The sequence below is a fragment of the Shinella sumterensis genome (genome assembly GCF_004514425.2).
GTDB lineage: Bacteria > Pseudomonadota > Alphaproteobacteria > Rhizobiales > Rhizobiaceae > Shinella > Shinella sumterensis.
Genome location: NZ_MYFN02000015.1, coordinates 92,427 through 106,058 on the forward strand (window position 1 = coordinate 92,427; position 13,632 = coordinate 106,058).

At 63.1% G+C, this 13,632-nt stretch carries 11 protein-coding genes; all 11 read left to right on the forward strand.

Annotated features, from left to right (window positions below; translation table 11 throughout):
• Positions 1-15 precede the first annotated feature (15 nt).
• The 11 genes from B5M41_RS22410 to B5M41_RS22460 all read left to right on the forward strand — a co-directional run bounded on the left by B5M41_RS22410 (position 16) and on the right by B5M41_RS22460 (position 13,629).
• The gene (locus tag B5M41_RS22410; RefSeq protein WP_134650271.1) at positions 16-1,077 is read left to right on the forward strand and encodes a methionine ABC transporter ATP-binding protein; all 1,062 of its coding nucleotides are present in this window, start codon (positions 16-18) and stop codon (positions 1,075-1,077) included.
• Positions 1,058-1,714 (forward strand): methionine ABC transporter permease, encoded by a 657-nt coding sequence (locus B5M41_RS22415; protein WP_134650272.1) that lies wholly within the window; start codon positions 1,058-1,060, stop codon positions 1,712-1,714. The genes B5M41_RS22410 and B5M41_RS22415 overlap by 20 nt, the downstream gene beginning before the upstream one ends.
• A gap of 40 nt (positions 1,715-1,754) precedes the next feature.
• Positions 1,755-2,438 carry a transporter substrate-binding domain-containing protein gene (locus tag B5M41_RS22420; RefSeq protein ID WP_167719216.1) on the forward strand — a complete coding sequence of 228 codons (684 nt, stop codon included), beginning with the start codon at positions 1,755-1,757 and terminating at the stop codon, positions 2,436-2,438.
• 9 nt (positions 2,439-2,447) lie between these two features.
• Entirely contained in the window at positions 2,448-3,416 is a 969-nt protein-coding gene (locus B5M41_RS22425; RefSeq protein WP_134650274.1) for a D-2-hydroxyacid dehydrogenase family protein, read from the forward strand.
• 211 nt (positions 3,417-3,627) lie between these two features.
• Complete coding sequence (locus B5M41_RS22430) at positions 3,628-4,965, forward strand: LLM class flavin-dependent oxidoreductase (RefSeq protein ID WP_134650275.1); 1,338 nt, start codon at positions 3,628-3,630, stop codon at positions 4,963-4,965.
• Between the two features lie 36 nt (positions 4,966-5,001).
• Positions 5,002-6,153 (forward strand): ABC transporter ATP-binding protein, encoded by a 1,152-nt coding sequence (locus B5M41_RS22435; RefSeq protein ID WP_230640296.1) that lies wholly within the window; start codon positions 5,002-5,004, stop codon positions 6,151-6,153.
• Positions 6,150-7,889, forward strand: a complete 1,740-nt coding sequence (locus B5M41_RS22440) for an ABC transporter permease (protein WP_134650276.1) — start codon at positions 6,150-6,152, stop codon at positions 7,887-7,889. Before B5M41_RS22435 ends, B5M41_RS22440 begins: the two co-directional genes overlap by 4 nt.
• 11 nt (positions 7,890-7,900) lie before the next feature.
• On the forward strand, positions 7,901-9,487 hold the full coding sequence (locus B5M41_RS22445) for an FAD-dependent oxidoreductase (RefSeq protein WP_134650277.1): 1,587 nt from the start codon (positions 7,901-7,903) through the stop codon (positions 9,485-9,487).
• A 12-nt stretch (positions 9,488-9,499) separates the two neighbouring features.
• Positions 9,500-10,861, forward strand: a complete 1,362-nt coding sequence (locus B5M41_RS22450; protein WP_134650278.1) for an LLM class flavin-dependent oxidoreductase — start codon at positions 9,500-9,502, stop codon at positions 10,859-10,861.
• Positions 10,862-10,909: 48 nt separating this feature from the next.
• A complete protein-coding gene (locus B5M41_RS22455; protein ID WP_134650279.1) occupies positions 10,910-11,977 on the forward strand; it encodes an ABC transporter substrate-binding protein in 1,068 nt (355 codons plus the stop codon).
• A gap of 53 nt (positions 11,978-12,030) precedes the next feature.
• Positions 12,031-13,629 carry a rhodanese-like domain-containing protein gene (locus B5M41_RS22460; protein WP_134650280.1) on the forward strand — a complete coding sequence of 533 codons (1,599 nt, stop codon included), beginning with the start codon at positions 12,031-12,033 and terminating at the stop codon, positions 13,627-13,629.
• Positions 13,630-13,632 lie beyond the last annotated feature (3 nt).

Here is a 13,632-nt window from a genome sequence, read left to right on the forward strand (position 1 = left end):
TTCGAAAGCTATGCAATGAACAGCCATATGCCGCCGTCGTCGACGGCATCTCAGGACCAGAGCGTCGTCCGACTTCGGGACGTCAAGCGCAGCTTCGGGGCAACGGCAGCGCTTGATGGCGTCTCGCTGAATGTCCAGCGCGGAGAGATTCTCGGTATTATCGGCCGAAGCGGCGCCGGAAAATCAACCCTGATCCGTTGCCTTAACGGGCTGGAGCGACCGGATGCCGGCACGATCGAGATCGAAAGGCGCGACATCACCCGCCTTGGCGAGACTGACCTCCAGCCGCTCCGCCGAAAGATCGGCATGATATTCCAGCATTTCAATCTGCTGTCGGCGAAGACGGTGGAGGAGAATGTCGCGTTGCCGTTGAAAATCGAGGGATGGCCCAGAGCGAAGCGGTTGGCACGGGCCGCGGAGCTTTTGGACGTTGTCGGGCTTACCGGAAAAGCCGACGCCTATCCCAAGGCGCTTTCGGGTGGTCAAAAGCAGCGCGTCGGCATTGCGCGCGCGCTTGCCGCACAGCCGGCGCTCCTTTTGTCGGACGAGGCGACCTCCGCACTTGATCCGGAAACGACACGGTCCATCCTTGCGCTTCTGCGCGATATCAACCGCCGGCTCGGTCTGACGATCCTGCTCATCACGCATGAAATGGAAGTGGTCCGTGCGATTGCCGACCGCGTGGTCGTCCTCGATCATGGTCGCATCGTCGAGGAGGGCCCCGTTTGGCAGATTTTCTCGCACCCGCAGAGCGATACGACCCGAAGCTTGCTGAGCGGTGTGCGTCCACAACTGCCCGCGCATATTGCAGGCAGTCTGACGCAGGCCACAGCTGCGACGGTGATCGTTGCCGCAGATGTCGGCGGCGCGGCCGCGACGGATTTCCTAAAGGATATCGGACGCGCCTTCCCCGACGGCTTGAACCTGATCCATGGCGGGATCGACCATATCGGCAGCCAGCCCGTGGGCCGGTTCTTCCTCTCGCTGCCGTCAGAATCTCTCTCTCTTTTCCTGCAATCGGCGCAAATTCTTGGCGCGCATGTGGAGGTGCTCGGCCATGTCGCAGATCCTGTTTGAACTGCTCCTGCGATCCCTCTGGGAAACCGTGCTCATGACGGCGGCGTCTGGCTTGATCTCGCTCGTCTTCGGATTGCCGCTCGGATTAGCGCTTGTGATGACCGCCCGCGGCGGTATTGCGGAGGCACGTCGCGTAAACATCGTGCTCGGCGCCATCATCAACGCCTTTCGCTCCGTTCCTTTCATCATTCTCCTCGTCGCGCTCATCCCGGTGACGCGGCTCATCGTCGGTACGTCGATCGGCACCTGGGCCGCCATCGTACCGCTCGCCATCGCAGCCACACCCTACTACGCACGCATCGCCGAGGTTTCCCTTCGCGAGGTGGATCGTGGCCTCGTGGAGGCGGTCCGCGCGATGGGCGGCAACCGCTGGACGATCGTGCGCGAGGTTCTGATACCCGAAGCCCTGCCGGGTCTGGTTGCGGGCTTCACCGTTACGGTCGTCACGCTGATCGGAGCCTCCGCCATGGCCGGAGCGATCGGGGCAGGTGGCCTGGGCGACCTTGCCATTCGCTACGGATATCAGCGCTTCGAAACGGCTGTCATGGTCGCGGTCGTGGTCGTGCTGATCATTTTGGTATCCGCTATCCAATGGCTTGGCGACCGTGCAGTGGATGCGGTCGACCATCGTGGCTAGCGGTCGCCGGTTCAACAAACCCAATCTCCGTGGGGATAGGATGACCATTATCGACGCGATGCCACTGCTCGCACCTCACGGCCGGATCAGGGCAGCGATCAACCTTGGCAATCCTCTGCTCGCTTGGCGCCTGTCCGATGGCGGTCTGGACGGACTTTCCGTCCGGATCGCAAGGGAGATCGCCGAGATCCTCGGCGTTGGCCTGCGTCTTATTGCGGTGGAGCATGCGCGGCACTCTTTCGAGCGGTTGCGCGACGGCGATGCGGATGTCGGCTTTCTTGCTATTGATCCACTCCGCGCCGAGTATCTTGCCTTTTCAGATCCCTACGTCACAATCCATGGCGGCTTTCTGGTTCCCGATGGATCGTCGCTCCAGACGGCGGAGGATGTCGATCAGGCCTCAATCAGGATCGCAGCTTCGCATGGAAGTGCCTATGGACTTCACTTGCAGCGGGTCGTTACGTCGGCGACGATCGTCGAGACGGCTTCGTTCGAGGAAAGCTTGACCCTGCTCCGCAGGGGTGAGGTGGACGTGGCTGCCGGTATCACCGAAGCCTTCCCGCAAAACGCGACGGGAGCGTGGCGTACACTCGAAGGCACCTTCCTGCAAATCCGGCAGGCGGTCTGTGTGCGGATCGAACGTGCGGCGGCAATCGCCTTTCTAAATGACTACCTTTCGGCTCGGCCGACTGTTTCGAATGAAATGCATCAGGATAAAGCGTAAAGGGTCTAAATGCTGCGCGTGGCCATTCTCGACGACTATCAGAACGTCTCCCTTACTTTGGCCGATTGGTCGTCGCTTGGAAGGGACGTCGAAGTCGTCCGGTTCGATCACAATCTGGATCGGGACGATGCGATCGTCTCGGCCCTTGCCAGCTTTGACGTTCTCTGCTTGATGCGCGAGCGCATGCCCCTTTCGGCGCAGGTCATTGCCCGGCTGTCGGCCTTGCGGCTCGTGGTCGTCACGGGGACACGTGTGCGCACGATCGATATGGCGGCGGCAGCAGAACATGGGATCACCGTCTGCCACACGCATGCGGGTGAATCTGCCACTGCCACGCCGGAGCTTGCATGGGGTCTTATCCTTTCGCTTGCCCGCTCCATTCCCGAAGAGGACGCGCGCCTGCGCCAAGGCGGATGGCAGACGACAATCGGCTCTACGCTCGCCGGCAAGACCCTTGGCCTCGTCGGTCTCGGCAAGCTGGGTGCGCGCATGGTGCCCATCGCCCGAGCCTTTGGCATGGATGTCATTGCCTGGAGCCCGAACCTGACGAACGATCGCGCGGCCGAAGCGGGCGCTCTCCGCGTCGAGAAGATGAGGCTCTTCCAGGAGGCAGATGTCGTTTCGCTCCATCTGGTGCTTGGCGAACGAAGCCGGCATGTCGTTTCCCATACGGAACTGCGTGCCATGAAGCGGGGCGCCATGTTGATCAACACGTCGCGCGGCCCGCTGGTTGATGAAGGCGCCTTGCTCGAAGCCCTGCAAAAGCGTCGTATTCTTGCCGGCCTCGATGTCTTCGATCAGGAGCCCCTACCGATCAACCATCCGCTGCGCGCAGCGCCAAACACTGTACTGACACCCCATCTGGGCTACGTCACGAATGGTGCGTATGCGGCGTTCTTCCGCGACACGGTCGAGAATATCCGCGCATGGCGCGAGGGCAAGCCTGTCCGTGTCCTTGTCGCACCGAACCGGAACTGACATCCCTGGTGCGTCCGCAGGATGTGGCCGCTCCAAGGCGGCTCAATTCTAAGGCAAGCAAAAGCCGCGGCGCGCCATAATAATCTATAAAATCTATAAAAATTAGTGAAACTGTCCTGTACGGCCGGTGCTTGCCAACTATGCTCGCCGTCGACCGACGAGGCCATTTCATAGCCGTCTGTTTTTCAAGCGAAACGAACCAGTAGCCGCGATGACCGCCGATACCGCCCTTCATCTTAATGTTTTCGTCCCAACGACCGGCCATCACGAGGCTTCCTGGCTGCACGAAAAGGCGCAACCCGAGCGGACGACGGATATTTCCTACTATCGCGAAATCGCGCAGATTGCCGAGCGCGGGCTCTTCGACAGCCTGTTCCTTGCTGATCAGCTCGCGATCGGTCGCAGTGTACGGCACGTAGCGCAAGGCAAGCTCGAGCCGCTCACGCTTCTTTCGGCGCTTTCGGGTGCAACCGAGCGGATCGGCCTCATCGCGACGGCCTCGACGACCTACAGCGAGCCCTACAATCTCGCGCGCCAGTTTGCCTCGCTCGATCATATAAGCGGTGGTCGGGCCGGTTGGAACATCGTCACTTCCTGGTCTGCCGAGGCGGCAGGAAATTTCGGAGCATCGGAGCGTGCCCAGCACGGCGACCGTTATCAGCGGGCGACGGAATTCGTCGATGTCGTCTCCAAGCTCTGGGACAGCTGGGAAGACGGCGCCCGCGTCTATGATCGTCACAATGGAATCTATGCGGACACGGACCGGATTCATCAGATTGACCACCGCGGCGATCACTTTACCGTCCGCGGGCCGCTCGATCAGGCGCGCTCACCGCAGGGGCATCCGCTGTTGGTGCAGGCGGGCTCGTCGGAAAGCGGCCGCAATTTTGCGGCCCGTTATGCAGAGGCGATCTTCACAGCCCAACAGGACCTTGCGGATGCGCAGGCTTTCCATGCGGATGTAAAGGGTAGGGCCCGCGCCTTCGGCCGCGATACGGCGTCGCTCAAGATCCTGCCGGGTCTCTCACCCATTCTCGGCTCTACGGAAGCCGAAGCAAGGGCCAACGAAGAGGCACTGAACGCGCTTTCCCTGCCGGCTGTCGGCCTCAAGCACCTGTCGCAACGCTTTGACGGGTTCGATTTCTCCAACTTGCCGCTTGACGAGCCAATCTCGATAGACTCATTTCCGGCGCCGGAAACCGTCCAGGGTGCGCAGAGCCGTGCCGGAATCATCCTGGAAATCGTCCGGCGCGAGCGACCGACACTCCGCCAGCTTCTTCATCGGTTGGCCGGGGGGCGCGGGCACAAAGTGCTTGCCGGAACGCCGAAGGCGATCGCCGATCATATCCAGACATGGGTGGAGCAAGGCGCGGCCGACGGGTTCAACATCATGCCAGCCGTCTCGCCTTCAGGCCTGACCGAATTCGTCGATGAGGTCGTTCCGATCCTTCAGCAGCGCGGCCTCTTTCGTACCCGTTATGCCGGACGCACGCTGCGTGACCATTTTGGCCTACCACGCCCGGCCAGCCGCTACGCCAGGAGCGCCTGAGCGTAACCGGCAAACCGAAAGACTGAGGAGGCATTCTTGCTTGCGAAAATCGAACCGCTCTCCGGAGCAAGCCAGCATCAGGATGGTGCCGAAGACGTTTCCGCACGCCTGACGCTCCGCGGCCTCAGGAAATCACTCGGCGATACGGCCGCCGTAAACGGCATCGATCTCTCGGTGACGGCCGGCGAAAGCGTTGTTTTGCTTGGCCCGAGCGGGTGCGGAAAGACGACGACGCTGCGCATGGTGGCTGGATTTCTCCAGCCGGACGGCGGCGAAATCCATCTCGACGGCGTCCTAGCCTCCGACGCGCGCTATACGCTCCCGCCCGAAAAACGCGGCCTCGGCATGGTTTTCCAGACCTATGCGGTCTGGCCGCACAAGACGGTTGAAGAAAACGTCGCCTACGGCCTGAAGATGTCTCGAAACTCCCGCGCCGAGGTGCGTGAGGGCGTTGCGGCAGCGCTCGATCTAGTGAAGCTTGGCGACCTCGCCAAACGCTACCCGGCCGAGCTTTCCGGCGGACAACAGCAGCGTGTCGCGCTCGCCCGGGCGCTTGCGACACGGCCTTCCCTGTTGCTTCTCGACGAACCGCTGTCGAACCTCGACGCCTCGCTGCGCGAGGAGATGCGCTTCGAACTCCGGCAGCTTCAGAAGGAACTCGGCATCACCTCGCTCTATGTCACGCACGACCAGGACGAGGCGCTTGTGCTCGCGGACCGGATCGTCGTGATGAATGCCGGTCGGATCGAGCAGATCGGGACGCCTGAAGAGGTTTACCGCAAGCCGGCGAGCCGCTTCGTCGGAAGCTTCGTGGGAACGGCCAACCTCCTCGAAGGGACTGTGCTGCAAAAGAATGTCAGGACCGGGCGCACGCTCGTCAGCCTCGACATCGGCGGGCAGGTGTGGAGCAACGCGCCGGTCGCCTGGTTTGCCGGCGCCACGCCCGGCAGCCGCGCCACCGTCCTCATTCGCCCCCAAGACCTTCGTTTCAAGGCCGAGACGACCGATGCGGAGGAGCGGCCCGTCGAGGCGGACTTCATCTCGGAGGCCTTTCTCGGCGGACACTATGAAGTTAAACTCCGGGCGAGCCAGACGCTTCTGCGCGTGCAATCGCGCGAGCACGGCGCCTTCGTCGACGGCAAGACGCGGCTCTGGGCGCGGCCGGACAGCGCGTGGATCGTAGAATGACCGGCCTCAGCCTTGCCAGGGCGGCCGCGTCGTCAGCGTCACCGGACGCGCTCGCTGGCCTTCGTCGCTATCTCTCGACAATCCAGCCAGTCCGCGCCCTCGTCATCGGTGCGGCGCTTGCTATCCTCTTTGCGCTGATCGCCTATCCGCTTGCGCTGCTGATCGGCTACAGCCTCGTCGATCAGGACGGTAATCTCACCCTCCAGACCTTCGCGACGGCCTTTTCACGCCGCGGCATGTGGACGGCGACGACGAATTCGGTCTGGCTCGTTACCTGGGTAACGATCGGGGCCTGCGCGCTCGGGATTCCACTCGCCTGGATCGTCGCGCGTACCGACGCACCAGGCAAGTCGCTCGTCGTGCTCGCCGCCGGAATCTCCTTTGTCATCCCGACCTTCATCTCGGTCATCTCGTGGATATTCCTGGCTGCACCCAATTCCGGCTATCTCAACAAACTCGCGGTCGACTATCTCGGATTCACCCACGCGCCGCTCAATATCATGAGCTTCGGCGGCCTCGTCTTCATCGAGATCGTGGGCGTCTATCCGCTCGTTTTCTTCGCGCTCAACGTCGCCCTTAACAATATCGATTCCAGCCATGAGCAGGCTGCCCGGGTGCTGGGCGCAAGCCGCTTGAAGACGACGCTGACGGTGACGTTGCCGCTCGTTCGTCCGGCGATCCTCTCGGCCGTCATCCTCGTCATGCTCGATGCGCTTTCCTCCTTCGGCGCGCCGGCTGCGATCGGGACGATGGCGAATTTCTCGGTCATCACGACGAAGATCTACGATCTGCTGACCTTCCCGCCCCAGTTCAACTATGCTGCCGCCGTCGCCATGCCGATCATGGTCTTCACCGCAATCAGCCTGATCGTGCAGAAATATGTGATCCGGGCAGAGAATTTCCGCACGCTTTCGGGCAAGGCCTCGCCCGAACAGGTCATCGCGCTCGGGCGTTGGCGCTGGGCGGCAGGCGCATTTTGCATCGTGGTGGCCCTCGTCACGGCCGTCCTGCCGCTCGGCGCGCTCGTTCTCCTGTCGACGCTCAGCAATTTCGGGGCGGAAATCACGCCCGACAACCTGGTCGGAAAGCACTACGCCTTGATCGTCGATCCCTATTATCCGGCGCGCAGCTCCATCCTGCATTCGATCCTGCTGGCGCTTGCCACCGCCACGGTCTGCGCGACGCTTGGCCTTGTGCTGGGATGGATCGTCGAGCGGTTCCGCTTCTTCGGCCGGGAGCTTATCAGCTTTCTCGTGATGATCGCCTATGGCTTCCCGTCGATCGCCTACGCGGTCGGCGTGCTGATGGGCTATGTCGATCTCTTCTACGGCACGTTGATGCTGATCCTCATCTCTTATGCCGGCAAGCTGCTGCCGATCGCCTTTGTGATGGTTCGCAACGGGATCCAGCAGTTGTCGAGCGATCTCGAAGAGGCCGCGCGGATTTCCGGCGCCGGGTGGCTGCGCTCGATTCGCGACGTAACCTTCCCGCTCGTGCGCGGCGCGGTCGGCATCGCCTGGGTGCTCGTCTTCTCGCTCAGCCTGCGCGAACTCTCCATGTCGGCGATCCTCGCCCAGTCGGACACGCAGGTCATGCCGACCGTCGTGCTGCAGTTCATCGAAGACGGCGCCGTCGAACTCGCCGCGGCACTTGCCGTCATCATCGTCGGCGTCAGCCTCTTCATGCTGCTGCTCGCCCGCATTTTCAACCGCAAGAAGACGGCCGTCATCACATGACAGGAGCAGACATGTCCCGATCCGCCCAAACAGGCGAACCCTTCGATGAAACCTGGGACGTGCTCGTCGTCGGCTTCGGCTTTGCCGGTGCGGCATCCGCGATCGCCGCGCACGATGCGGGCGCACGTGTGCTGCTCATCGAGAAGATGCCCGATCCGGGTGGTATTTCGATCTGCGCCGGCGGCGGCGTCAGGACCATCACCGACCTGCCGCGCGGCCGCGAATATCTCCGCCACAGCGCCGGACCGGATGTGCCGGACTCCGTCCTCGACGCCATCGCCTCGGGCATGGCGAATCTGGAGAGCTATTTCCGCGATCTCGCGAAGGTCAATGGCGCCGAGATCAACCTGCGCGATCGTGGCGGCAACTATCCGTTCCCGGGACATGATGCGCTCGGCATTGTCGAAGTGACGTCTATCCCGGGCTTCGATGCGCGCCAGGAGTATCCCCATGCGCGCGGGCGCCTTCTCGGCCCGAACGTGTTCAAGCTGTTGCACGACAATGTCCGCACCCGCGGCATCGAGGTTCGGCTCGAAACGGCGGCCGAGCGTTTGATCACGGGGTCGGACGGCGACGTTCTGGGTGCGGTCGTGAGAAACGGCACGACGACGAGGCGTATCGCGGCGAGCCGGGGCGTGATCCTCGCCTCCGGCGGCTTCGAGGCCGACCCAGTGCTGCAGCGGAAATACTGGCAGATCCGGCCCGTCCTTCCTGTTGCGACGCGCGGCAATACCGGCGACGGCATCCGCATGGCGCAGGCCGCCGGCGCCGATCTCTGGCACATGTGGAATTTCCACGGCTCCTACGGCTTCCGCCATCCGGATCCGAACTACCCCTATGCGCTGCGCGTGAAGCGCCTGCCGGACTGGACGCCGGAGGTCACCGAACCCGAGGTGCAGATGTCCTGGATCGTGCTTGACGGCACGGGGCGGCGGTTCATGAACGAATACCAGCCCTATGTTCAGGATACCGGTCACCGTCCGCTCGACGAATTCGCGCCCGAAACCCAGAGCTTCCCGAAAATCCCCGCCTATCTCGTGTTCGACGAGGCGGGCAGGGCGCTCTACCCGATCGGCCAGGCCGTGGTGAACGACCGTACCGTCGAGCCCTACAGTTGGAGCCCGGACAATCTGAAGGAAGTCGAGAACGGCATCCTGCGCCGTGCCGACAGCCTGGACGAGCTGGCAGCACTCATCAGGGCCGATCCGGCCGTCCTCGCGGACAGCATCGCGCGTTGGAACGCTTCGGTCGCGGCCGGCCGCGACGATGCATTCGGCCGTCCGCCGAGGTCGCTCTTCCCTGTGGCGGAGCCGCCTTTTTATGTCGGCACTCTCTGGCCCGTGGTCAACAATACCCAGGGTGGGCCGGTGCATGATGAAAAGCAGCGCATCATCAATGCTTATGGCGAGCCTATTCCGCGGCTCTACGAGGCCGGTGAGATCGGGTCGATCTGGGGTTTCCTCTATCTTGGCGCCGGCAACCTCGCCGAGTGCTTCGTGACCGGCCAGATCGCCGGGCGAGAAGCGGCGGGTGAGACCGCCTGGAGGGACGCCGGCCTGTTGGAAGCCCGTTCGATAGCGCGGGCCATTGGTCTCTGACGGACGAAAATCATGACAAGACGCAACGGACATATGGCTCTAGGAGCCTTCCTCTACCCGACCGGTCACCATGCCGCTGCCTGGCGCCATCCGGATGCCCAGGCTGACGCCGGCATCAACTTTCGCCATTACGCACGCCTTGCGCAGGCAGCCGAGGCCGCCAAGTTCGATCTCCTTTTCCTCGCCGACAGCGCTGGCGCCCGCGGCGAGGACTGGGGCGCGCTTGCCCGGTTTTCAACCCATTACGTCGCGCAGTTCGAGCCGCTGACGCTGTTGAGCGCGCTTGCAGCCGTCACCGAGAGGATCGGCCTCGTGGCGACGGCGTCGACGACCTACAACGAGCCCTACATCCTCGCGCGCAAATTCGCCTCTCTCGATCATATAAGCGGCGGGCGTGCCGGCTGGAATCTCGTCACTTCCGGCAACGAGGCCGAAGCCTTCAATTTCGGACGCGAGGAACACCTAGCCCATGGCGATCGCTATCGGCGCGCCGGTGAATTCCTCGACGTCGCCCGCGGCCTCTGGGACAGCTGGGAGGACGACGCTTTCGTCCGCGACAAGGCGTCGGGCGTCTTCTTCGATCCGGAAAAGGTTTACCGGCTCGATCATCGAGGCGAGTTTTTCGGCGTGCGCGGTCCGCTCAACATTCCGCGTTCGCCGCAGGGCTGGCCGGTTCTGGTGCAGGCAGGCTCCTCCGGTCCGGGCAAGGCGCTGGCCGGGGCGTCCGCCGAGGTCGTCTTCACCGCCCAGCAGACGCTAGCTGATGCGCAGGCCTTCTATCGGGACGTCAAGGCGGAGGCGATCGCCAATGGTCGCTCCCCGGACGACGTGAAGATCATGCCCGGCATCTTTCCGGTTGTCGGCCGGACGAGGGAGGAGGCGGAGGCGAAATTCGAGGCGCTGCAGAACCTCATCCATCCGGACGTGGCATTGTCGATCCTGGAGCATCGGCTTGGCGTGCCGTTGCGCCACCTGCCGCACGATGCACCCGTGCCAACAGATATCCCGCTCACCAACGCCGCCCGCAGCCGCCAGACGCTGCTGCTTGAACTTGCCGAACGCGAGAAGCTTTCGATCCTCCAATTGGCGCTTCGGGTCGCCGGTGCGCGCGGCCACTGGCAGGTCACCGGAACGCCCGAAGAGATCGTCGATGTGATGGAAGAGCGGTTCCTGAACGACGGGGCCGACGGCTTCAACATCATGCCGCCGCATCTGCCGGGCGGGCTCGACGATTTTATCGCGCTCGTCGTGCCGGAGCTGCAGCGGCGCGGGTTGTTTCGTACGGAATACGAAGGGCGGACGCTGCGCGACCACCTCGGCCTGCGGCGTCCCGGCCGCCGGCATCGGCACAACCGAGCGATCGACGCCGCCTGATCCTTTTCCCATCCCCAGACTGACCACCGAGACCTTTGGAGCAAAACAATGACTTCGATGACAAAGAGACTTTTGATGAAGGCCGCCGCCTTCGGCCTCGTCGCGGGGCTGCTGACGCCTGCTGCGGCCCTTGCCGACACCCTGCCCGAGCGCTTCGCCGATCTCTACGAGGCGGCAAAGAAAGACGGGGAGGTGGTTTTCTACACGTCCTATCGGCAGGAAACGAGCACGGCCGTCCTTGAATTCTGGCGCAACACCTTCCCGGATGTTCGCCTCTCGATCGTCCAGAAGCAGACGCTCGATCTGATCCCGACCATCGAGGCCGAAAAGGCGGCGGGCCGCACCAATCCGGACGTCACCTTCATCAGTCAGCGCTTCATCCTGAACAGCTGGCGCGACAAGGGTTGGCTGACCGCACACAAGGTGCGCGATTTCGACAAGCTCAGTGGCTATTTCCGTGAAGACAACGGCTATTTCACCGCCGTCGGCGCAACCCTCCTCTCGGCCGCCTACAATCCGAAGGTCTATCCGGATCCGTCCGTCCTGCCGAAGAAAATTTCCGACTTCCTCGACCCGAAATGGAAGGGCAAGATCGTCTTCTCCGATCCGCGGACGGCCTCCTCGCAGCTGACCTGGTTCCAGACGCTGCTTGCTCACAAGATCATCGACTGGGACACGATCGCAGGCCTTGCGAAGCAGGACTTCCTCTTCACCCGCGGCAATGCTGAATCCGTCCGCCTGCTTGTCGCCGGCGAGCGTGATCTCTCGCCGCTGATTTCCTCGCAGAACGTCATCACGGCGCGGGAAAAGGGCCAGAGCATCGAATCCTATATTCTGGAGGAGGGCGTCGTCGCCAACGAGCAGTATCTTGCGATCTTCGAAGGTGGCCCGCATCCGGCGGCGGCGAAACTGCTGTTGGAAGTGCTGTCGAGCGCCGAGGGGCAGGAGGTGGTTTCCAAGGCCGGTTCCTACATACCGACCCATCCCGATACCCCGATCCCGGGTGGCCTTCCGCGGCTTAGCGACCTGAAGATCATCGTCGCCGACCAGGATATCGGCGGCGAGGCGTCCGAAGCTTTTCTGCAGAAGTTCGACGAAGTCTTCGACCGCCAGTAACCCGCGAGACGTAAAACCCGGCTCCGTCCGAAGGCGGAGCCGATGATTGGAGAATGACGTTGACTGCCGCCCTCAAGCCGATCACCGCGAAGGATCTACATGCTCGCCTGCTTGCCGGAGGAGAACTTGCGCTCCTCGACATCAGGGAGGAAGGAATTTTCGCTGGGGAGCATCTCCTTGCAGCGGGTAATCTTCCTTTCAGCCGCCTCGAACGGTTGACGCGCGCGCTCGTACCGCGCGATGGCACGCCTATCGTCCTCGTTGATGACGGCGACGGTCTGGCCGCTCGCGCGGCCTCGCGCCTCATCGAATCGGGATACTACGATCTCTCGGTGCTCGATGGTGGCATTGCGGCCTGGAAGGCAGCGGGCTTCGAGACCTTCGAGGGCGTCTTCGTCCCGAGCAAGGCGTTCGGGGAATTCGTCGAGGTCGAATACGGCACCCCGCATATTTCCGCGGAGGAACTGCAGGCCAGACGCGGCGCCGGCGAGACCGTGTATCTCATCGATAGCCGGCCGTTCGATGAATACAACTGGATCACCATACCGGGTGCGGTGGATATTCCGGGCGGCGAGCTGGTGCTGCGCGTGCGCGAAACCGTGAAGGACGAGACATCGCTTGTCGTCGTCAACTGCGGCGGCCGCACGCGCTCCATCATCGGCGCACAAATCCTCATCGATGCGGGTCTCGCCAATCCCGTCGTTTCGCTGAAGGATGGGACACAGGGCTGGCATCTGGCCGGTCTCGAGGTCGAGCGCGGCGCTACCCGTGTCGCGCCGCGACCGACGCAGGATGCACGCGCCTGGGCAAAAACCGCGGCCCGGCAAATCGCGGAACGATACGCGGTGGTGACGATCACAGCCGGTGAACTGGCACGCTTTGAATCCGAACAGAACGAGACCACCCTCTACCGTTTCGACGTGCGGGATCCGGGCGAATATCGCAGCGGCCACATCCGCGGTTTCCGATCGGCGCCGGGCGGTCAACTCGTCCAGGCAACGGATACCTTCATCGCTGTCAGACAGGCGCGGATCGTGCTTGCCGATGATGACGGCATTCGGGCTCGCACGACCGCCGCTTGGCTCAACCGGATGGGCTTTCCGTCGGTCTTCGTCCTCGAAGGGGGTGACGATTTGCCGACCGAAACCGGCGACGCGCCGGAAACATTGCTAGCGACGGACGACGCCGCGCCGGAGGCGACGAGCGTCGAGGATCTCGCCGCGCGCTTGTCGACAGGCGAGGCGGTCGTCGTCGATTTCGCGACAAGTCGGCAGTATCGTGCCGGACACATTCCCGGTGCATGGTTTGCGCTGCGCGGCCGGCTTTCTGCCGACGCTTCGCGCCTTCCCGCAGCGCCGCTCTATGTGGCAACGTCCCCGGACGGCGTCTATGCGCGGCTGGCGGCGGCCGAATTGGCGGCGGCGACGGGAACGCCCGTCAGGGTGCTAACAGGTGGAACAGACGCCTGGATCGCGGCTGGCCACGCCGTGGAAAGCGGCGGAACGAACCTCGCATCGACGCCGGACGATGTCTTTCTCAAGGCCTTCGAGCGCGCCGACAAGCGCGAAGAGGCGATGCGCCAGTACCTGCAATGGGAACTGGATCTCGTCGCGCAGGTGCGCCGCGACGGAACGTTGTCCTTCAAGCTGTAGAGA